The sequence below is a fragment of the Microbispora sp. CL1-1 genome, assembly GCF_012034195.1.
Lineage (GTDB): Bacteria > Actinomycetota > Actinomycetes > Streptosporangiales > Streptosporangiaceae > Microbispora.
This window is the reverse complement of the sequence record NZ_JAATEK010000040.1, coordinates 48,567-69,476: the sequence shown is the minus strand read 5'-3', so window position 1 is coordinate 69,476 and position 20,910 is coordinate 48,567. Positions and strand designations below refer to the sequence as shown.

The following is a 20,910-nucleotide window of genomic DNA, read 5'->3' as shown; positions in this document are numbered from 1 at the left end:
ATCCGGCGGCGGTCGTCAGTGCTTTCCTGACGACGGAGGGAGAAGGGCGACCTGGTAGCGGTCGCGGTAGGCCACCCGTGAGCCCGGGGCGTTCTTGATGCGGATCACCCGTACGGTGTGACCCGCCTCGCGCAGCTCGGCCCAATGGTTCCGGCCGTACACGCGCCAGCCCTCCTCGGTCTACCAGAACCGGACCCGGCGGTTGTTCAGCGGTGGCAGGGGCAGCCCGTTCAGCGAGGAGCACGGACCGCCCGACGCCCACGCCCCGCGCAGCCGCGTGCCCGAGGGCCGCTCGCCGTCGTCGCGGGGGATGTCCGCGTCCACCCAGCTCGTGATCGTGTCCGCCAGGATCCGGTAGAGCATGCCGGCACCTCCCACCCAAGAATGGGCCGAATCGCCGGCGGTGACCAGGGTGCGGAGCCTCAGGCGGAGTACGGGTGCTCGCGGTGGGCCTGGCGCACCAGCCTCCGGGCGATCTCGGGCCAGACGCCCGGCAGCGGTTCGGCGAGTAGGGTCGCAGCCGACTGCACGCTAACCGCTGTGGACGTCGTGAGGACGGTTCCGGCCGATCCCACGGTCGGCGAATATGCCGCGACGGGAACTGTTCGATGCGGCAGACGTTCTTCCGTGCTGTTGGAGAACCGGGTAGATCGCGTCTGCGAACTGGCGCAGCTTCAACCTGGACGCAGCGCGCGACGTACCGACCCCGTGCGGGTGCAGGGCGCAGGGGCGGCGCTCGGTCGGGGAGACGCCCAGGGCGGACGGATCATGCCAGCGCGGGCGCCTGCTCGGCCGGACCGGACGCCACACCGGCGGGGACACGCTGCTGGGCGGGCTCCCGGCCGGGCGGCTCAGGCTCGGGCGGCAACTGAAGGGGAGCCGCATGCGCGAGTGCGGGCCGGGCCGGCGCGCGCCCGCGCAGCCGGGCCAGGGCGAGCCCGGCGGCCACGGTGGCCAGGACCACCACGACACCGGTGACCTGCAAAGTCACGCGGGGGCCCACGATGTCGCAGAGCAGGCCGAGAAGCGGCCCGCCGATGGCCCCCGCGCCCGCGCTGACCACGCCTTGGACGGCGATGACCCGGCCGCGCATGTGGTCGGGGCTGTCCAGCTGGGCGCGGGTCGCGAGGGTGGTGTCGATGATCACAGCGCCGGCGGCGATCGGCAGCATGAGCGCGCCGAAGGCGGCCAGGCCGGGCATGAAGCCGCTGACGCTCTGGCCCACGCCGGTCAGCAGCGCGGTGACGAGCAGCAGGGCCACCGTGAGGCGGGGACGTCCGGCGGCGATCACCCCGCCGATCACCGTGCCGATCGCGAAGATCGTCGACAGCAGCCCGTATCCTCCGGCGCCGGCGGCCAGCGGTCCGGAGCTCATCGCCGCCATGGTGACCTGGTAGTTGCGGCCCAGGCTGCCCAGAATCAGCGCGAGCGCCAGCAGCACCACGAGCCAGGGCGTGCGAAGCACGTAGGACAGGCCGGCGCGCACCCCGCCCCGGTCCGTCTCGGAGTGCAGGAGCCGGTGCATCTCGGAGGCGCGCATGGCGAGGACGGCCACGATGACGGCGGCGAAGCTCAGGGCGTTGACGAGGAACAGGCCGGCCGTGCCGGTGAGTGGGAGAAGGGCCCCGGCCAGGCTCATGCCGAGGATGCGGCCGGCCGAATTGATGATCGATCCCAGCGCGAAGGCGTTCGGCAGGTCCCGCGCGGGGACCACCTCGGCCCCGAATCTGCCGAGGGCCGGGCCGCCGATGGCGTTCACGACGCCGCTCGCGAACACGATGGCGTACACCGGTGCCACGGAGCCGGGGGCGCCCGCGGCGGTGAGCGCGAGGAGAGCGGCGAGCGCCGCCTGAGCCACCTGCGTGGCGAGCACGACCGGGCGGGCGGGGAGCCGGTCGGCCAGGGAGCCGCCCCACAGCCCCAGCAGGAGCGTGGGTGCGGCCTGGAGGACCAGGCTGAGGCCCACGCTGGTCGCCGATCCGGTGGCCGAGAGGATCAGCCAGTTGACACCCAGCACCTGCATCCAGGTGCCAGTGACCGAGACCAGGTCTGCTCCTGCCCAGAGGCGGTAGTTGTGATGGCGAAAAGAGCGCAGCGTCGCCGCAGGCAAGGGCACTTCTTTGTCCTTCTTTGGGGCGATTGTCCGGAATGGCAACACCTCGAGCCGAGAGAAGGATTCCGGTCAGACCGAAAATATGGCGCGGATCACACCCGGAGAAGGTTTGACCAGGCTTCCTCCGGAGGTGGCCCGCCGCCGGCTGGAGAGGGGGACGGTGGCGCCAGGTGCACGGACACATCGTGGGCAGCGGGTTCAGCGTCGACATCACGATCACCGACGCCGGCTGTCCGGTGAACCAGAAGAGCTGCCTGAGTGCTCGACGACATCGTTTCCTTGGAAGATGTCCAGGCGGAGGGCCGCGTCGATCGCCGATCTACGCTCGGGTCTTTGCGCTGGCTAGGCTGAACGCGTGACTGATGCGGGGGGACGGGTCGAGCCGTCCGGGGTGTGGGCCACGGCCGTGGGCGTGGCCCGGGTGAGGGCGATGGAGACGGCACGCGAGCAGCCGCTGTTCCGCGACCCGCTGGCGCAGGCCTTCGCCATGGCCGGTGGGAGAGACCCTGGGGCGCCGCCGCCCCCGCGCGCGGACGAGGCGGCGCAGTGCCGCCGGCTCGGTGTGGCCTTCTCGATCGTCATCCGGACGAAGTTCCTCGACGACCTGCTCGAGCGGGCGGTCGCGTCCGGCGTCCGGCAGGTCGTGCTGCTCGGAGCCGGGATGGACAGCAGGGCCTTCCGGATGGACTGGCCTGAGGGGACCCGGCTGTTCGAGGTCGACACAGCCGAACCGCTGGACTTCAAGGCGTCGGTGCTGCGTCAGGAGCGGGCCGTTCCGCGCTGCGAGCGGATCACCGTCCCGGTCGACCTGCATGAGGACTGGCCCGGCGCCTTGGCCGCGGCCGGGCACGATCCGGCGCAGCCGACGGTGTGGATCGCCGAGGGACTGCTGATCTATCTGCCCGAGGACGCGGTGCAGTCGCTGCTCGAACGGGTCGGCGCGCTGTCCGCCGCAGGCAGCAGGCTGGGTCTGACACTGGGCTCGCGCGGTGTGCTCGAACGCTTCCGCGAGGACGCCACTCCGGGATCGGCGGCATCGATGTGGGTCTGGGAGATGCCGGAAGACCCGGTCGGCTGGCTGCACGGCCTCGGCTGGGAGGCGGAGACCTTCACCCTGCGTGAGCGCGCCGAGGTCTACGGGCGCCCGATGCTGACCCCGCCGCAGCTTGACGAGGGCGCCGGCGGACTGGTCTCGGCGGTGCGCGCGGCGCACTGAGCACTATGGTGCGCGCGGCGCACTGAGCACGATGAAGGCGCACGATGAAGGCCGGCCTCACATGTGGCGTCGGCAGAGCCTGTGGCGCATGCTGTCCGGCTCCGCGTGCTCCAGCACTTCCTGGCCATGACGAGTCAGCCGCCACCGGCGCGAGTCCATGAGACAAGGCCTCGCCCGACGTTCAGGTCCAGGCCACCCGGCGGTCATCGCCCGCATGAAGGGTGGAACGTGTATCGAGGCCAAGCGGGGCGGACACTTCGTGTCCGTCATCGGCGGCGACGTCCGGGTGAGGCGCCGCGCGTGCGCTCGCTCGACGCGCTCACCGACGGCTCGCTGCGCGTCGTCGCCGATGGCCGGACGCCGCTCGACCAGCACCTCACGCGCGGCGGGGCGATCGAGTTCACCGTCCCGGCCCGGCCGGGCCGGGTGCGCGCCGAGCTGCGCCTCGGCAACGACCTGCCCGAGCAGGCCCCGCTGTGCGGACCGATCAGGGGATGCCCGCAGCGGGCGAGCGACGGTCGGGCGGTGAGGGATGCGTTACGGCGGATGAACGCGCGCGTGACGCCGGGGAAACGACGGCCCCGTACATATCTGTCAATCGACAGAAATCCCCCCAGCGCCCGGAGCCCCGATGGCCGTCACCGTCCCTTCCTCGCCCCCCACCGACGAGAGCGCCCTGCAGACGTTCGGCTACCGCCAGGAGCTGCACCGCAGCATGGGCAGGTACGCCTCCTTCGCCGCCGGATTCTCCTTCATCTCCGTGCTGACCACGGTCTTCCAGTTCTTCGCGTTCGGGTACGCCTTCGGAGGCCCCGCCTTCTTCTGGACCTGGCCCGTGGTGCTGGCCGGGCAGATCCTGGTCGCCCTCAACTTCGCCGAGCTGGCGGCCCGCTATCCGATCTCCGGCTCCATCTACCAGTGGTCGACGCGGCTCAGCACGGCGGCGTTCGGCTGGTTCGCCGGGTGGATCATGATCCTCGGGCAGATCGTGGTGATCGCGGCGGCGGCGCTCGCCCTCCAGGTCGTGCTGCCCGCGATCTGGCCGGGCTTCCAGCTCGTCGGCGGCGACCCCACGCCCACGACGGCCACCGGTGCGGCCAACGCCGCGATCCTCGGCCTGGTGCTGCTCGCGCTCACCACGACCATCAACGTCGTCGACAACCGCGTTCTCGCCCGGGTCAACGGGATCGGCGTCACCGCCGAGATCATCGGGGCGGTGCTCATCGTGGTGCTGCTGCTCACCCACGCCGAGCACGGCCCCGGCATCACGCTCAGCACCGGCGGGCAAGGCGGAGCCATCGGCGCGCTGCTGGTCGGCTCGTTCACCGCCGCCTACGTCCTCATCGGGTTCGACAGCGCGGGGGAGCTGAGCGAGGAGACCCGCAACCCCCGGCGGGTCGCGCCGCGTACGATCCTGACCGCGCTCACGGCGGCCGGGGTGCTCGGGGGGCTCATCCTGTTCGCCGGTCTGCTCGCCGCGCCCAGCCTGACCGACGGGAGGCTGGCCTCCGAGGGCCTGTCGTACGTGCTCACCAGCAGGCTGGGCGACTGGGTGGGCAAGCTGCTGCTGGCCGACGTGGTGCTCGCGATCACCGTGGCGACCCTGGCGATCCAGACCGCCGCCACCAGGATGCTGTTCTCCATGTCGCGCGACGGGGCGATGCCCTGGTCCAAGGCGCTGTCCAGGGTCTCGCCCCGCAGCGGGATGCCGACCGGGCCCGCGCTGGTCACCGGGATGGGCGCGGCGGCCATCCTGCTGCTCAACTTCGCCTCTCCGGAGGCGTTCCTGGCCATCGGCACCACCTGCATCGTGCTGCTCTACCTGGCGTACGCGATGGTGACGGGCCCGCTGCTGCTCCAGCGCCTGCGCGGCGGCTGGCGGGGCGGGGCGCCGGCCGGGTTCGCCGAGGACGGCAGCCGGCTGTTCAGCATGGGCCGCTGGGGCCTGCCGGTCAACGCGCTGGCCCTCTGCTACGGCCTGGCGATGGCGGTCAACCTGGCGTGGCCGAGGGCCGAGGTGTACGCGCCGATCACCGGCCACTGGTTCTTCCAGTGGTTCACCGTGCTCTTCCTGGCGGCGGTCGTGGCCCTGGGCGCGCTCTACCGGCGGCTACGCCGGCCCGCGGCCCGTGTCGCGCAGGCCGGGCAGATCCCCGTCGGGAACGCCGGCCAGGCGTAGCGCCGCGTCGGCGGTGGCGGCCGCCAGCGTCTCCAGGACGTCGGCGGCCATCTCGCCCGGAGCGTCCCTGCGGATCAGGATGACGCCCTCGATCAGCGCGAACAGCAGATCGGTGCGCAGCGCCCGCTCGGCGGGCGTCAGCGCCGCTCCGGCGGAGGTTTCCGCCAGCAGCCGGCCGTACGTGTCCTTGAGCTCGTCGCGCATGCGGCGGAAGGCGGCGAACCGTTCGGTGTGCACCTCGGGCAGCAGATAGAGCGCGCCCAGGTTGTGGGGGCCCGAGCACAGCAGCCTGGCGTCGCAGTAGCACAGCTCCCACAGCCGCTGCTCCGGCGTGCCGCCGGTGAGAGCGCGGGCGGTCTCCAGCGAGGGCCGCACCGTGCTCTCCAGCAGTTCGGCGAGGATGTCCTCCTTGCCGCCGAAATAGTGGTAGATCGACGCCTGCCTGATCCCGGCCCGCTCGGCCATCGCCCGCGTCGAGGTCGCGGCGTAGCCGTGCGTCGTGAACAACTCCGCCGCCGCCGTCAGGATCTCCTCCCGGGGGCTCAGCTCACTTCGGGGCCGTTCGACGGCTCGCGGCCTGCCGACTCTTCTGACGGTGGAACTGGCACTCACCGGACGATCGTCGCACACCTCCGGACGGGCGCCGCCGCTGTGCGCTTCCGGTAACGGATGGGAAACGTCGCGGCGCGTGAGAGGAAACATGCGCCGCCTAATTTCTGTCGTGCGACAGAAATTCGCCCCCGGAACTTCCACCCCCCGAGGAGATCGCGTCATGGCGACCAGCACGACGTACGGCGCGCGCGAGCACGCCCGAGCACAGGAAGGCACCACGAGCGACACCATGCCGGTGCTCCCGGCCTCCGACTGGCCCGCCCCGCCGGACGGCGTCGACCCCGCCGACCTCGTGTGGGCCGAGACCGTCGCCGGGGGCGGCTACACCCACAAGGTGCTGGCCCGGGGCACCGAGCTGCGCCTCACCGACCTGGCCGGCGACGCCTGCGCACACCTGCTGCTCTACGTCGAGGGCCGCCCCTGGGAACGGCTCAACGTCGCCGACACCGTCAAGGTGCTGTGGAACGCCTACATCGGCGAAGGCCACCTGCTGCTGTCGGACCAGGGCCGCGTGCTGGCCTCGATGGTCGCCGACACCTCCGGCCGCCACGACACCATCTGCGGGACCTCCACCCTGCGGCGCAACATCGAGCGGTACGGCGACGGCTCGCCGCAGGGCGCGTCCCCCGCCGGGCGGGAGCTGTTCACGCTGGCCGCCGCCAAGCACGGCCTGCAGCCCCGGGACCTGCCCCCGTCGATCTCCTTCTTCCAGGGGGTCAGGGTCGGCCCCGACGGCGGCCTGATCTTCACCGGCTCGGCCGGGCCCGGCGCGTCGGTCACCCTGCGCGCCGAGATGCCGCTGGTCGTGCTCATCGCCAACACCGCGCACCCCATCGACCCGCGCCCCGCCTACACCTGCACCCCGCTGGAGGTCCTGGCCTGGCGCGCCCGGCCCACCGCACCCGACGACCCCCTGTGGCAGGCGAGCCCCGAAGGCCGCCGCGCCTTCCTCAACACCGCCGAGGTGACCCGATGACCCTCACCGACACGTCCGTGCTCGACGTCACCGTCGCCGCCCGCGCCCCCTGGTCGGCCGTCATCCGCGCCGGGCAGGAGCTGACCATCACCGACCTCGGCGGCAACCAGGCGGTCGACTTCCTGCTGTACGACGCGCACGACACGGCCGTGCGCTACAGCGCCCCCGACACCATCCACGCCCAGGGCAACATCTTCCTCACCACCGGCAGCGTGCTGCTGTCGAACGAGCACACCCCGCTGATGACCGTCGTCGCGGACACCTGCGGCCGCCACGACACCGTCGGCGGCGCCTGCTCCAAGGAGTCCAACACCCTGCGCTACGGGCACCACACCTACTCCCAGCACGCCTGCGTCGAGAACTTCCTCATCGAGGGCAGCCGCCACGGGCTCGGCAAGCGCGACCTGGTCAGCAACATCAACTGGTTCATGAACGTCCCGGTCGAGGCCGACGGCACGCTCGGCATCGTGGACGGCATCTCCGCTCCCGGCCTCGCGGTCACCCTGCGCGCCGAGACCGACGTGCTGGTCCTGGTCTCCAACTGCCCGCAGATCAACAACCCGTGCAACGGCTTCGATCCCACGCCCGTACGGATGACGGTGCGATGAACACCCTCCTCGTCGCCAACCGGGGCGAGATCGCCGTCCGCGTCATCGCCACCGCCCGCCGCCTCGGGCTGCGCACGGTCGCCGTCTACTCCGACGCCGACCGGGGCGCCGCCCACGTCCGCCTGGCCGACCACGCCGTACGGCTCGGCCCCGCTCCGGCCAGGGAGAGCTACCTCGATGCCGACCGGGTGCTGCGGGCCGCCCTGGACAGCGGCGCGGACGCCGTCCACCCCGGTTACGGCTTCCTGTCGGAGGACGCCGCCTTCGCGCGCCGGGTCGAGGCCGCAGGGCTGGCCTTCGTCGGTCCCACTCCCGAGCAGCTCGACCTGTTCGGGGCCAAGCACACCGCCCGCGCCGCCGCCGAGGCGGCCGGGGTGCCCCTGCTCCCCGGCACCGGCCTGCTCCCCGACCTCGACGCGGCCCTGGACGCCGCGAGCGACATCGGCTATCCGGTCATGCTCAAGGCCACCGGCGGAGGCGGCGGCATCGGCATGCGCGCCTGCCGCGACGCCGGCGAACTGGCCCAGGCGTGGCAGAGCGTCGAGCGTACGGCCGCCGCGAGCTTCGCCTCGGCCGGGCTGTTCCTGGAGCGCCTGGTCGAGGGGGGCCGGCATGTCGAGGTGCAGGTCTTCGGCGACGGCATGGGCAACGTCGTCGCGCTCGGCGACCGCGACTGCTCGCTGCAGCGGCGCCACCAGAAGGTGCTGGAGGAGGCACCCGCGCCCGGCCTGCCGCCGCTGGTGCGGGCCAGGCTCGCCGACAGCGCCGCCGGTCTGTGCGCCTCCGTGCGCTACCGGTCGGCCGGCACCGTCGAGTTCATCTACGACCCCGTGCGCGCCGAGCCGTACTTCCTGGAGGTCAACACCCGTCTCCAGGTGGAGCACCCGGTCACCGAGGCGATCTACGGCGTCGACCTGGTCGAGTGGATGCTGCGCCTGGCCCAGGGCGACGCGGGGCACGTGCACGCCGCCCTGCGCACCCCGCCCGTGGCCGTCGGCCACGCCGTCGAGGCCCGGGTCTACGCCGAGGACCCTAGCCGCGACCACCGGCCCAGCGCGGGCCTGCTCACCCACGTCTCGTTCCCCCCGGGCGTACGGGTCGACGGCTGGGTCGAGACGGGCACCCAGGTGAGCAGCGCCTACGACCCGCTGCTCGCCAAGGTGATCGCGCACGGCGCCGACCGGGAACAGGCACTCGACCGGCTGGCCGCGGCGCTGGCCGAGACCAGGATCGACGGCGTCGAGACCAACGTCGGGCTGCTGCGCGCCGCCGCCGGCGACCCCTCCGTACGGGCGGCAACGCACGGCACCGCCACCCTGGCCGGGCTCGCCGACGGCTCCCGGCGCGTCGAGGTGGTGCGGCCCGGCACGCTCACGACCGTGCAGGACTGGCCGGGACGCGCCGGCTACTGGCAGGTGGGCGTGCCGCCGTCCGGACCGATGGACGACCGCTCCTTCAGATATGGCAACGCCGTCCTCGGCAACGACCCCGGCGCGCCCGGCCTGGAGTGCACGCTGCGGGGCCCGGCGCTGCGCTTCAGCCACGCCGCCACCGTCTGCGTCACCGGCGCGCCCACGCCCGTCACCGTGGACGGCACGCCGGTGCCGCAGTGGGAGCCGGTCACCGTGCCCGCCGGCGGCGTGCTGGACATCGGCGCCGCCGAAGGGCCGGGGCTGCGGGTCTACCTGCTCGTCGCGGGCGGGTTCGACGTGCCCGCCTATCTGGGCAGCGCCGCGACGTTCACGCTCGGCGGGTTCGGCGGCCACGGCGGCCGGGCCCTGCGCGCGGGTGACGTCCTTCACGGGGGCCGCCTCTACGACGGCGGCGCGGACGGTGGTGTAACCCTGGCGGAGCGGCCCGAGTTCGGGCACGCCTGGCGGATCGGCGTGGTCGAGGGCCCGCACGCCAACCCCGAGTTCTTCACCGACGAGGACATCCGCGACTTCTACGCCGCCCAGTGGAAGGTCCACCACAACTCCGCGCGCACCGGCGTCCGCCTGGTCGGCCCCAAACCGCGCTGGGCCCGCCTCGACGGGGGAGAGGCGGGACTGCATCCGTCCAACATCCACGACACCCCCTATTCGGTGGGCGCGGTGGACTACACCGGCGACATGCCGGTCGTGCTCGGCCCCGACGGCCCCTCGCTCGGCGGGTTCGTGTGCCCGGCCACCGTCGTCACCTCGGAACGCTGGAAACTCGGCCAGCTCCGGCCGGGAGACACCGTCACCTTCGTCCCCGTGCCGCCCGCGATCGGCGTCCCCGGCGACGGCGGCGTGCTGCACCGTCTCCCCGAGACCGGCGAGCGGCCCGCCGTCACCTACCGGCGCAGCGGCGACGACAACATCCTCGTCGAGTATGGCCCGATGGAGCTCGACCTGGGCCTGCGCATGCGGGTGCACGCGCTGTCGGAGGCGGTCGCCGCCCGCGACCTGCCTGGTGTCGTCGACCTCACCCCCGGCATCCGGTCGCTTCAGGTCCATCTCGACCCGGCCGTGCTCTCGCAGCGCGACCTGCTGGTCGAACTGCTCCACATCGAGGCCGGTCTGCCGCCCACCGGGGAGCTGGAGGTGCCCAGCCGCGTCGTCCACCTGCCCCTGTCGTGGGACGATCCCGCCACCCGGGAGGCCATCGCCCGCTACATGGCGGGCGTGCGCGACGACGCGCCCTGGTGCCCGTCGAACATCGAGTTCATCCGGCGGGTGAACGGCCTGGAGGACGAGGCCGAGGTCCATCGCATCGTCTTCGACGCCGAATATCTCGTCCTCGGGCTCGGCGACGTCTATCTCGGCGCGCCCGTGGCCACCCCGCTCGATCCCCGGCACCGCCTGGTCACGACCAAGTACAACCCCGCCCGCACCTGGACCGCCGAGAACTCCGTCGGCATCGGCGGCGCGTACCTGTGCATCTACGGCATGGAGGGACCGGGCGGCTACCAGTTCGTCGGCCGCACCACGCAGGTGTGGTCGAGCTGGCAGCAGCGCGGCGCGTTCGAGCCCGGCTCGCCCTGGCTGCTGCGCTTCTTCGACCGGATCCGCTGGTATCCGGTGACGGCCGAAGAGCTGCTCGAACTGCGCGCCGACCTGGCGGCCGGGCGCCTCGAACCCAAGATCGAAGAAGGAGTGTTCCGGCTCGCCGACTATCGCCGCTTCCTCGACGAGCACGCCGGCTCCATCGCGGCCTTCCGCGAACGGCAGGCCGCCGCCTTCGCGGCCGAGCGCGCGGCCTGGCAGGCGGCGGGCGAGTTCGACCGCGCGGAGCAGCCACCGGGCCCGGCCGAGACCGAGCTGGACGTCCCGCCGGGCTGCCGGGTGGTGGAGGCGGAGTTCGCCGCGAGCGTCTGGCAGATCGGCGTCACACCCGGCAGGCGGGTCGCCGCGGGGGAACCGCTGATCGTGCTGGAGGCGATGAAGATGGAGTCCGCCGTCCTGGCCCCGGAGGACGGCGTGGTCGAACGCGTCCTGGTCAGGCCCGGCGAGCAGGTCGAGGCGGGCGTCCCGATGGTGGTGCTGAGGAGTGATCGTGGCTGAGACGGCACTGGACCGGGTCCGCAGGGCCTACGCGCGGATCGCCGAGACCGGCCGTCCGGAGATCTGGATCGACCTGCGGCCGCAGGCCGACGTTGAGGACGAGGCCGCCGCCGTGGACGCCCGGGTGGCGGGCGGCGAAGACCTTCCCCTCGCGGGCCGCCTGCTGGCGGTGAAGGGCAACATCGACGTGGCCGGACTGCCGACCACCGCGGGCTGCCCCTCCTACGCCTACCTCCCGGACGCCGACGCCCCCGCCGTGGCCGCCCTGCGCGAGGCCGGCGCGATCGTGCTCGGCACCACCAACCTGGACCAGTTCGCCACCGGGCTCGTGGGCACCCGCAGCCCGTACGGCGCGGTGCGCGCCGCCACGGACCCGGCCCGGATCTCCGGGGGATCCAGCTCGGGCTCGGCGGTCGCCGTCGCACTCGGCCTGGCCGACCTCGCGCTCGGCACCGACACCGCGGGCTCGGGCCGGGTTCCGGCCGCCTTCAACGGCATCGTGGGGATCAAGCCGACCCGTGGCCTGATCTCTGCGGACGGCGTGGTGCCTGCCTGCCGGAGCCTCGACTGCGTCAGCGTCTTCGCCCGCACGCTCCCCGAGGCCCAGCGGGCACTGGCCATGATGACCGGCTCCTCCGCACGGCCCGCGTCCCGTCCGGCCCGCCGTACAGGGCCGTGGCGGGTGGCCGTGCCCGCCACCGCCGATCTCGGCCCGCTGGCCCCGGGCTGGGCCGAGGCGTTCGAGGCGACGGCGGGACGGCTGGCCTGGGCGGGCGTGGAGACCGGCCCGATCGACCCCGGCCCCTTCCTGGAGGCCGCCGCGCTGCTCTACCAGGGGGCGTTCGTCGCCGAGCGCTACACCGCCGTCGGCGCGTTCGTCGAGAAGGGCGGCCCCGACCTGGATCCGGTCGTCGCCTCCATCATCACCGCCGCCCGCGACCTGCCCGCCCACCGCCTGTTCGCCGACCGGGAACGGCTCGCGGAGCTGCGGGAGCGGGCCTTCTCCCTGCTGGGCGACCGCGACGCGCTGCTCCTGCCGGTCACCCCGCGCCATCCCACGCCGGCACAGGTCGCGGCCGACCCCGTCGGCGTCAACAGCGACCTCGGCCGCTTCACCAACTTCGTCAACCTCTTCGACATGTGCGCGCTTGCCATACCGGCCGGGCAGGTGGACGGCCTGCCGTACGGCGTCATGCTCGTCGGCCGGGCCCACGCCGACGACGACCTGGCCGCCATCGCCCGGCTGCTCCAGCCGGTCGTACGGCTCGCGGTGGTCGGCGCGCACCTGTCGGGACAGCCGCTCAACCACGAGCTCATCACGCGCGGCGCCCGCCTGGTGGCCGCCTCCACGACCGCCGCGCGTTATCGGCTGCACGCCCTGGCCACCGACCCGCCCAAACCCGGGCTCGTACGGGTCGCCGAAGGCGGCGCGGCCATCGAGTGCGAGGTGTGGGAGCTGCCCGCCGAAGGGCTGGGCGACATGCTCGCGGCCCTTCCCCGCCCGATGACGTTCGGCCAGGTCGAGCTGGCCGACGGCGCGAACGTGCCGGGCTTCCTCTGCGCCCCCGAAGGGCTGCGGGGCGCGGCCGACATCACCGGGCACGGGGGATGGCGCGCCTACCTCCGGTCACAGGCGGTTCACGGCCGACCGGCACCCTGACGCCGCCGTCAGCATCCGGGAGGCGTGAACTCCCGGGTACGCCTGCGGCCGCCGGGCTCGGAGGCGGCTCAGCCGTGCAGGCTGCGGCGGAGGAAGGCGTGCCACGTCTGCTCGAACGAGCGGGCCAGGGCCGACGTGGCCGCGAAGCGATCCCATGCGTGGAACGCGCGGGCGTAGAGGTGCAGGTCGACCGGCACACCGGCGGCGGTCAGCCGGCGGGCGAAGTCGATGCCCTCGTCGCGCAGCACGTCGAACTGGGCGACGGCGACGAAGGTGTCCGGCAGGCCGGCGAGATCGGTGGCCCGGCCGGGCGCGGAGTAGGGGTGCACGTCGTCCGTGTCCAGCCGGTCGCCCAGGACCGCGGCCCAGGCGAGCCGCATGTCCGTACGGGTGAAGACGACCTCGGAGACGGCCTCGAAGCTCGACGGCGACTCCAGGCGGTCGTCGAGCATCGGGTAGAGCAGGGACAGCGAGCACGGCCGTACGGCGTGCCGATCGCGCACCATGAGCGCGGTGGCCGCGGCGGGCGCTCCGCCGCCGCTGGCACCGGCGAGCCCGATCCGGTGCGGGTCGATCCGGTGCTCGGCGGCGTGCTCGACGAGGTGGGTGTAGGCGAGGTAGCCGTCCTCGGCGGCACCGGGAGCCGGGGTCTCCGGGGCGAGCCGGTAGACGACGGCGGCCAGGACGCGGCCGAGGTCCAGGGCCAGGGCGGTGTGGTAGGCGTCGTCGTCGCGGGCGTTGTCGCCGAGGACCTGGGCGCCGGCGTGGAACCAGACCAGCGCGGGGAGGGCGTGCCCGGCGCCGGCCGGGCGATAGAGGACCACTTCGAGCTCGGTCCGGTCGGCCCGGGGGATGCGCAGCGTCTCGATCGTGACCCGCGGGTCCGCAGGGGCCGGGGCCAGGTGGGCGCGGGCCGCGCGCATCCGCGCGCGCAGGCCAGGGATGTCGGAGAGGTCGAGCAGGGTGCCGTTCGCGGCCTTGGGCATCGCGGCGAACGCGGTGGCGAGCTCCGGGTCGAGCGCGTCGTTGATTCCGGGCATGGGAGGTCCTTTCAGAACAGGGAGGGCTGGCCGCTGCCGGCGGTGATGCCGCCGTCGACGGGCAGGATGACGCCGGTGATGAAACGGGCGTCGTCCGAGGCCAGGAAGCCGACGGCGGCGGCGACGTCGGCCGGGGTGCTGAAGCCGGCGAGCGCCCGGCGCTGGTTGAAGCGTTCGACGAGGTCGGCGTGCTCGGCCGCCAGTTCTTCCGGTCCGGTCAGCGACGGGGCGACGGTGTTCACCCGGATGCCGAAATGGCCGAGGTCGAAGGCGAGCCCGCGGGTGAAGTTCACGACCGCGCCCTTGGCCGCGTTGTAGGCGGTGAGCATGCGGTCGCCGCCGAGGCCGGAGGCCGAGGCGATGTGGACGATGCTGCCGCGGCTGTCCTTCAGGTACGGCAGCGCCGCCTGCGCGCCGAAGAAGCAGCTGTCGACGTCGGTGCTCATGAGGAGCCGCCAGTCCGCCAGTGTCGTGTCCGCGAACTCCTTGCCGAGGCCGACGCCGGCGTTGGAGACCAGGACGTCGATGCCGCCGAACCGGGCGGCGCCGGCGTCGATCATCGCCCGCACCTCGTCCTGGCGGGTGACGTCGGTGGCGACGGGGAGCGCACGGTGGGCGCCGAGCTCGGCCGCGAGGGCCTCCAGCCGGTCCTTGCGCCGCGCGGCGAGCACGACGTTGGCCCCTTCGGCCGCGAACCGCCGTGCGATGCCCTCGCCGATGCCGGAACCGGCTCCGGTGACCACGACCGTCCTGCCGGTGAATCGCTGTTCCACGATGACCTTCTTAACGTCAGTGACTGACGCATTTGCGTCAGTCGCTGACTGTACGATGCGACAGTCACTGACGCAACTTCGTGTCAGTCACTGTCGCCTGTGATAGGGTCACAGCCGTGCCACGGAACGGGGATGAAGTGCGGCTGCGCCTCCAGGAGGCCGCGCTGGAGCTGTATCTGGAGCGTGGCTACGACAAGACCACGACCGGGGACATCGCCGCCCGCGCCGGGGTCACCGAGCGGACCTTCTTCCGCCACTTCGCCGACAAGCGCGAGGTCTTCTTCGACGGCGAGGCCCAGCTGCGCGACCTGCTGACCGGCGCGGTCGCGGCGGTGCCGGCCGGCACCAAGCCGCTGCCCACCCTGCGGGCCGCGTTCCACCAGGCCGTGCCGCTGATCGAACGCAACCTCCCGGTCACCAGGCGGCGGGCGCCGGTCATCGCCGCCACGCCGGCCCTGCAGGAACGGGCACTGGCCAAGAGCGCGGCCCTCGTCGCCGCGCTCACCGAGGCACTCCGCGCCCGCGGCGTCGCCGAGCCGCTCGCGGCCCTGTGCGCCCAGGTGGGCATGGACACCTACGCGGCCGCCATCCGCCGGTGGGGCGCCGACCCCGCCGACGACCTGCACGCCCATCTCGACCGGGCCTTCACCGATCTCCGGCTCGCCGCGAACGCCCTGAAGTAACACCGGGCACGCATGGTGCCGCGGCGGCCGGTCCTCGGGCGGACCGGCGTGTTCGGCTCTCCTACCTGCGGGTACCGCGGCGCGGACGTGCCCGGATCGCTCCATGGAGGATTTCGCCGAATGGATGCCGGCAAGCCCGCCAAGGCCGTCAAGGATGTCGTGGAGAACGCGGCCGAGAAGGTGACCGACCTCCTGACGCCGGACGTCCCCGGGTCGCCGGGCAGCGCCCCGGCGACCGTCGAGGGGACCTGGTCGCCAACAACATCCCGGTGTTCTTCATCCAGGACGGCGTCAAGTTCCCCGACGTCATCCACGCGGGCAAGCCGCACCCGGACCGGGAGATCCCCCAGGCGCAGAGCGCCCACGACACGTTCTGGGACTTCGTGTCCCTGCACACCGAGGCGCAGCACCACACCATGTGGAACATGTCCGACCGCGGGATCCCGCGCTCCTACCGGATGATGGAGGGCTTCGGCGTCCACACCTTCCGGCTCGTCGACGAGGCGTCGCCTCCCACGTCGGTCACCTGCCGCCGGGCATCGACGTCACCGACGACCCGCTGCTGCAGACGCGGCTGTTCTCCTACCTCGACACCCAGATCACCCGGCTGGGCGGCCCGAACTTCGCGCAGATCCCGGTCAACCGGGCGCACTGCCCGGTCAACGACATGTTCCGGGACGGCTTCCATCAGCACGCCGTACACGCCGGGGTCGCGCCCTACCGGCCGAACTCGCTGGACGGCGGCAACCCGTTCGTCGCCGGTGACGCCGAGAACGCGTTCACCGACACCCCGGTCGAGGTCGCCAGGGCGAGGAAGATCCGCGCCAACCCCGGTAGTCTCCGGCACACCGGGCGTGGTGTCCGGCGACTCGGCCACGGAGGTCTTCACCGCCGTGCGGCGGTTGATGGCCGCCCACCGGGTCTGGGAACGGTTCCCCGCCTCGGTGGCCTGACGCCGCGGGCACTAACCGGCGGCGATCAGTTCGGCGATCCGCGCCTGGTCGGCGTCCGAGGCGAGGAACGCGACGAGCTTCTGCTCGACGTCGTCGGCGGTGAGCAGCACGACGTGCCGCAGTTCGAGCTCGCCGAGCACCGGATGCCGCAACCGCTTGGTGCCCGAGCTCAGCGGCGCGATGTCGTGCCGCGGCCACCACGCGCGCACCTGCGGGCTGGCGGCCTTGAGCCGGGCGGCCAGCTCCGCGAAAGCGGGGTCGCCGGCATGGCGGGCGGCGGCGGAACGGAAGCGCGCGAGCAGCGCGGACGCCTCCTGCTCCCACTCCACGAAGACGGTGCGCGCGGCCGGGTCGGCGAACATCCACCAGAGCATGTTGCGGTCCTCGGGCGGCAGCACGAGCCAGTCGGTCCACAGCGCACGCGCGGCGCGGTCGGCCGCGAGCACGTCCCAGCGCCGTCCCGTGACGTACGCGGGGCACGGGTCGAGCCGGTCGACGAGCTCCGCGAGAGCGGGGGAGATGCTCTCCCCGCTCGGCGTGGCGGCCGGTGGCGCGGCGTGATGGACGAGCTCGTGCAGGTGCGCACGCTCGGCGGCGTCAAGACGCAGGGCGCCGGCCAGCGCGTCGAGGACCTGACGCGAGGGGCGCACGTCGCGGCCCTGCTCCAGGAAGGCGAGGTAGGTCGGGGAGATCGCGGCGAGCGTGGCGACCTCCTCCCGGCGCAGGCCGGGCGTGCGGCGCCGGGCGCCCGGGGGAAGCCCCACGTCGGCCGGGCTCAGGCGGTCTCTCCGGGAGCGCAGGAAGTCGCCCAGCTCCCTCAGCCGTGCGGGATCGGCGGCATCGGTCATGACGATCCTGATACTGCGGTTACTAGCATGAACGTCCTGTGGTTGCGGCGATGAGGCGACATTAGCGTCGTCGCGTGACCACACGACCTTCGCCTGCCTCCCACCGGATCCTCACCGAGTCGGTCGAGATGACCGTCGCCGACGGGTCGCGGATGGGCGGCTTCCTCGCCCGCCCGGCCGGCCCGGGGCGCTTCCCCGGCGTGGTCGTGGCGATGGAGCTCTTCGGCGTCAGCGCCCACGTACGCGACGTCTGCGAGCGGCTGGCCGCGGACGGATACGTCGCGCTGGCACCGGACCTCTATCACCGCGACGCCCCCATGATCGAACTCCCGCACGACGCGGCGGGCCGCGAGCGCGGCTTCGAACTCCTGCACCGGATGACGCGGGACCACGCGCTGGCCGACGTGCGCGCCGCCGTCGATCACCTGCGTACGCGGGGCTGCGCGCGCGTCGGCATGGCCGGCCTGAGCGTCGGTGGTCATGTGGCCTACCTCGCGGCCACCCGCCTGGACCTCGCGGCGGTGATCGTCGCCTACGGCGGCTGGATCCCGGGCACCGACATCCCCCTCGGCCGCCCGGAGCCGACGCTCGCGCTGACCCCCGGCATCACCGGGCGCGTGCTGGTCCTCGTGGGCGCCGAGGACCACGTCGTGCCGCCGGACCATCGCCGGGCGATCGCGGACGCGCTGCGGGCCGCCGCCGTACGCCACGAGATCGCCGAATATCCGGGCGTCGGTCACGGGTTCCTCTGCGACCGCCGCGACACGTTCGACGCCGCGGCGGCCGGCGACGCCTGGCGGCGCGTGCGGGAGCTGCTGGCCGCGGAACTGGCCGAGCACGGCTCGAAGCACGGCTCGAAGCACGGCTCGGACGAAGGTCCGGTGAGGAGCCGGTAATGCCCTCGAAATAAGAAACATCGCGGTAACACACCCGGAAACGCCGTGAAACGGCCGGCGGTGAGTCTCATGGTGCGCCCGTGGCGGATCCGCCGGACGACCACCCCGAGGAGTGTGAGGCGATGACATGCCGGTGAAGGTAGATGGCGGCGCCACGGCCTGGCTCCTGGCCTGCACCGCGCTCGTCCTGCTGATGACGCCCGGCCTGGCCTTCTTCTACGGCGGGATGGTCAGGGCCAAGAGCGTGCTCAACATGATCATGATGAGCTTCGTCTCGATCGCCCTCGTCACCCTCGTCTGGCTGGCCGCCGGCTACAGCCTGGCGTTCGGCCCCGACATCGGGGGCCTGATCGGCGGCCTCGCCCACGTGGGGCTGCACGACATCACCACCGAGTCGGTCACCGGCCAGGTGCCGACGCTGCTGTTCGCGACCTTCCAGCTCACCTTCGCCGTCATCACCGCGGCCCTGATCAGCGGCGCCATCGCCGACCGGGCCCGCTTCTCGGCCTGGATGGTCTTCGTCCCGGTGTGGGCGCTCGTCGTCTACGCGCCCATCGCGCACTGGGTGTGGGGCCCCGGCGGCTGGATCCAGAGCCTGGGCACGCTCGACTACGCGGGCGGGCTGGTCGTGGAGATCACCTCGGGTGCCTCCGGGCTCGCCATGGCGCTGGTGCTCGGGCCGCGGATCGGGTTCAAGGCCGAGGCCATGCGCCCGCACAACCTGCCCCTGGTGCTGCTCGGCGCCGGGCTGCTGTGGTTCGGCTGGTTCGGGTTCAACGCCGGTTCTGCGCTGGCCGCGAACGGCACCGCCGCCGCCGTCTTCCTCAACACCCTGGCCGCGGGGTGCACCGGCCTGCTGGGCTGGCTGCTGGTGGAGCAGCGCCGCGACGGCCACCCCACCACGTTCGGGGTCGCCTCCGGCGTCGTGGCCGGGCTGGTCGCGATCACCCCGTCGTGCGGCTCGGTCGACGTGCTGGGCGCGCTGGTCATCGGCCTGGCCGCGGGCATGATCTGCTCGCAGGCGGTCGGCAGGAAGTTCCGGCACGGCTACGACGACTCCCTCGACGTGGTCGGCGTGCACCTGGTCGGCGGCGTCGTCGGCACCCTGCTCATCGGGCTGCTGGCCACCCGCACCCTCACCGGCGCCGACGGCCCCCGCGGCCTGCTGTACGGCGGCGGGCTGGCCCAGCTCGGCAAGCAGGCGCTGGCGGTGCCGGTGGTCGCGCTGTACGCCTTCGCGGTCACCTACGGGATCGGCAAGCTGATCCACCGGATCATGGGCTTCCGGGTGAGCGAGGAGGACGAGGTGTCCGGCGTCGACCTGGCGCTGCACGCGGAGACCGCCTATGACCACGGCGTTCTCGACCACGCCGTACGGCTGCGCACCCACCGCCCCGTGCCGGCGCAGCCGGATCCGCGCCCCACGACCTGATCGACCAGGTCCGTCCGCGATCTCGACGGGTGCGGGCGAGAGCCGGCCCTTGGCGTCGGACGCCGGAGGGCCGGCCGCTCGGTGGTGAGCGGAGCGCCTGCCAGGACGCCTACCAGGCGATCGGCATCGTGGTCAGGCCGTGGACGACGGTCATGGAGCGGAACCGGGGCTCGCCCGCCAGCCGCAGGCCGGGGAACCTGCTCAGCAGGGCGGGGAACGCGATGCGCAGCTCCATGCGGGCCAGGGGTGCACCGAGGCAGTGATGGATGCCGTGCCCGAACGCGACGTGCCCGGCGGCATCCCGGAGGATGTCCAGCTCGTCCGGGTTCGAGAAGAGCCCCGGGTCGCGGTTCGCGGCGGGAAGGGAGCAGATGACGGTCTCGCCGGCGCCGATGGTCTGTCCGCCCAGCCGGACCTCGGTCGTGGTGAGCTTGATCGTGCCGGAATGCACGATGCTCAGCCACCGCAGCAGCTCCTCGACGGCGGCGTCCACGCGGTCGGGCTCCTCGCGCAGCAGCGCGAGCTGGTCGGGGTGCCGCAGCAGGGCGAACGTGCCCAGCGACAGCATGTTGGCCGTGGTCTCGTGCCCGGCGAGCAGCAGCAGGCTGCCGATGCCGGCGAGCTCGGCGTCGCTCAGCTCGTCGCCGTGCTCGCGTACGAGCATCCCGAGCAGGTCCTCGCCGGGATCCTTCCGGAACATCTTGATCAGGCTCGCGATGTACGCCCGGGACTCCGCCGCCGCCGCCGCGCGTTCGTCCGGCGACAGGGACACGTCGAGGAGCCGCTTGGACGTGTCCTGGAAGCCGGCCCGGTCGGCGTACGGCACGCCCAGCAGCTCGCAGATCACCAGCGAGGGCACCGGGAGGGCGAAGTCGGTCACCAGATCGGCGGGCGGCCCGCCGCGCTCCATGGCGTCCAGATGGTCGTCGACGATCTGCTGGACCCGGGGCTCCAGCCGCCGCATCCGGCGGACGGTGAACTCGGCCGTGAGCATCCGCCGCAGCCGGGTGTGCTCGGGAGGGTCGGAGCCGAGCAGGTTGCCGGCGCGCATCGCGGCGACCTCCTCCGGGCTCGGCGGCGGCGCGCCCGGCGGCCGGAGCGGCGGCACGAGCGCGTTGCTGTACAGCTCGGGATGGCTCAGCACCGTACGGACGTCCTCGAACCTGGTGACCAGCCAGGCGTCGGAGCCGAAGACGGTGCGGATCTTGGCCACCCCTTCGTCGTTCCGCAGCGCGGAGAGCTCTGGGGCGGGATGGAATCCGTCCCGCCGCATGTGCAGAGGCGGGGACATGTCGCGCACGCGACCTCCTCGGGTGGACCGGAAGCGTGTTGATCACCTTGCCATAAATCCGACCATAACCGTCCGGTGTCCGCCGTGGACGGTCGTGGACACG

The 20,910-nt window shown here is 72.9% G+C and carries 17 protein-coding genes and 1 pseudogene; 10 read left to right on the top strand and 8 right to left on the bottom strand.

What is annotated here, in order from left to right; all coding sequences use genetic code 11:
* Positions 1-15: 15 nt before the first annotated feature.
* The 3 genes from HCK04_RS32655 to HCK04_RS32645 form a co-directional block, all read right to left on the bottom strand.
* Positions 16-162 carry a hypothetical protein gene (locus tag HCK04_RS32655; RefSeq protein WP_168066453.1) on the bottom strand — a complete coding sequence of 49 codons (147 nt, stop codon included), beginning with the start codon at positions 160-162 and terminating at the stop codon, positions 16-18.
* An 18-nt stretch (positions 163-180) separates the two neighbouring features.
* On the bottom strand, positions 181-363 hold the full coding sequence (locus HCK04_RS32650) for a hypothetical protein (protein WP_142651218.1): 183 nt from the start codon (positions 361-363) through the stop codon (positions 181-183).
* A gap of 403 nt (positions 364-766) precedes the next feature.
* Entirely contained in the window at positions 767-2,116 is a 1,350-nt protein-coding gene (locus HCK04_RS32645; protein ID WP_205830987.1) for an MFS transporter, read from the bottom strand.
* A gap of 352 nt (positions 2,117-2,468) precedes the next feature.
* Here HCK04_RS32645 and HCK04_RS32640 point away from each other — a divergent pair, with 352 nt between their 5' ends.
* Together HCK04_RS32640 and HCK04_RS32635 are read left to right on the top strand one after the other, a co-directional pair.
* Positions 2,469-3,329, top strand: a complete 861-nt coding sequence (locus HCK04_RS32640) for a class I SAM-dependent methyltransferase (protein ID WP_205830986.1) — start codon at positions 2,469-2,471, stop codon at positions 3,327-3,329.
* A 631-nt stretch (positions 3,330-3,960) separates the two neighbouring features.
* Positions 3,961-5,508 (top strand): amino acid permease, encoded by a 1,548-nt coding sequence (locus tag HCK04_RS32635; RefSeq protein ID WP_142651217.1) that lies wholly within the window; start codon positions 3,961-3,963, stop codon positions 5,506-5,508.
* Here the strand turns inward: HCK04_RS32635 and HCK04_RS32630 are convergent.
* The gene (locus HCK04_RS32630) at positions 5,440-6,120 is read right to left on the bottom strand and encodes a TetR/AcrR family transcriptional regulator (RefSeq protein WP_205830985.1); all 681 of its coding nucleotides are present in this window, start codon (positions 6,118-6,120) and stop codon (positions 5,440-5,442) included. The two genes, HCK04_RS32635 and HCK04_RS32630, sit on opposite strands and share 69 nt — an antisense overlap.
* Before the next feature lie 160 nt (positions 6,121-6,280).
* Here HCK04_RS32630 and HCK04_RS32625 point away from each other — a divergent pair, with 160 nt between their 5' ends.
* From HCK04_RS32625 to atzF, 4 genes are read left to right on the top strand one after another with little or no spacing between them, the layout of a single operon-like run.
* Positions 6,281-7,096, top strand: coding sequence for an urea amidolyase associated protein UAAP1 (locus tag HCK04_RS32625; RefSeq protein WP_142651215.1), 816 nt, complete (start codon positions 6,281-6,283; stop codon positions 7,094-7,096).
* On the top strand, positions 7,093-7,704 hold the full coding sequence (locus tag HCK04_RS32620) for an urea amidolyase associated protein UAAP2 (protein WP_142651214.1): 612 nt from the start codon (positions 7,093-7,095) through the stop codon (positions 7,702-7,704). Before HCK04_RS32625 ends, HCK04_RS32620 begins: the two co-directional genes overlap by 4 nt.
* The gene (locus HCK04_RS32615; RefSeq protein WP_142651213.1) at positions 7,701-11,231 is read left to right on the top strand and encodes a 5-oxoprolinase/urea amidolyase family protein; all 3,531 of its coding nucleotides are present in this window, start codon (positions 7,701-7,703) and stop codon (positions 11,229-11,231) included. Before HCK04_RS32620 ends, HCK04_RS32615 begins: the two co-directional genes overlap by 4 nt.
* Positions 11,224-12,891, top strand: coding sequence for an allophanate hydrolase (gene atzF / locus HCK04_RS32610; RefSeq protein WP_142651212.1), 1,668 nt, complete (start codon positions 11,224-11,226; stop codon positions 12,889-12,891). Before HCK04_RS32615 ends, atzF begins: the two co-directional genes overlap by 8 nt.
* A 68-nt stretch (positions 12,892-12,959) precedes the next feature.
* On the opposite strand, the gene HCK04_RS32605 is transcribed toward atzF, so the two are convergent.
* Together HCK04_RS32605 and HCK04_RS32600 are read right to left on the bottom strand one after the other, a co-directional pair.
* On the bottom strand, positions 12,960-13,931 hold the full coding sequence (locus HCK04_RS32605) for an alpha/beta hydrolase fold domain-containing protein (RefSeq protein ID WP_142651211.1): 972 nt from the start codon (positions 13,929-13,931) through the stop codon (positions 12,960-12,962).
* Between the two features lie 11 nt (positions 13,932-13,942).
* Positions 13,943-14,704, bottom strand: a complete 762-nt coding sequence (locus HCK04_RS32600; RefSeq protein WP_142651210.1) for an SDR family oxidoreductase — start codon at positions 14,702-14,704, stop codon at positions 13,943-13,945.
* 116 nt (positions 14,705-14,820) lie between these two features.
* Here HCK04_RS32600 and HCK04_RS32595 point away from each other — a divergent pair, with 116 nt between their 5' ends.
* Positions 14,821-15,387 carry a TetR family transcriptional regulator gene (locus tag HCK04_RS32595; RefSeq protein WP_168066451.1) on the top strand — a complete coding sequence of 189 codons (567 nt, stop codon included), beginning with the start codon at positions 14,821-14,823 and terminating at the stop codon, positions 15,385-15,387.
* Positions 15,388-15,632: 245 nt separating this feature from the next.
* Positions 15,633-16,147: pseudogene (locus tag HCK04_RS32590) on the top strand (catalase); the annotation flags it as partial.
* 204 nt (positions 16,148-16,351) lie between these two features.
* On the opposite strand, the gene HCK04_RS32585 reads toward HCK04_RS32590, so the two are convergent.
* Positions 16,352-17,188: a helix-turn-helix transcriptional regulator gene (locus HCK04_RS32585; RefSeq protein WP_168066449.1), complete on the bottom strand. Its 837-nt coding sequence runs from the start codon at positions 17,186-17,188 to the stop codon at positions 16,352-16,354.
* A gap of 74 nt (positions 17,189-17,262) precedes the next feature.
* Here HCK04_RS32585 and HCK04_RS32580 point away from each other — a divergent pair, with 74 nt between their 5' ends.
* Together HCK04_RS32580 and HCK04_RS32575 are read left to right on the top strand one after the other, a co-directional pair.
* Positions 17,263-18,084, top strand: coding sequence for a dienelactone hydrolase family protein (locus tag HCK04_RS32580; protein WP_205830984.1), 822 nt, complete (start codon positions 17,263-17,265; stop codon positions 18,082-18,084).
* 127 nt (positions 18,085-18,211) lie between these two features.
* Positions 18,212-19,516 (top strand): ammonium transporter, encoded by a 1,305-nt coding sequence (locus HCK04_RS32575; RefSeq protein ID WP_142651209.1) that lies wholly within the window; start codon positions 18,212-18,214, stop codon positions 19,514-19,516.
* Positions 19,517-19,625: 109 nt separating this feature from the next.
* Here HCK04_RS32575 and HCK04_RS32570 read toward each other — a convergent pair whose 3' ends face one another.
* Positions 19,626-20,807: a cytochrome P450 gene (locus HCK04_RS32570; RefSeq protein WP_142651223.1), complete on the bottom strand. Its 1,182-nt coding sequence runs from the start codon at positions 20,805-20,807 to the stop codon at positions 19,626-19,628.
* Positions 20,808-20,910 lie beyond the last annotated feature (103 nt).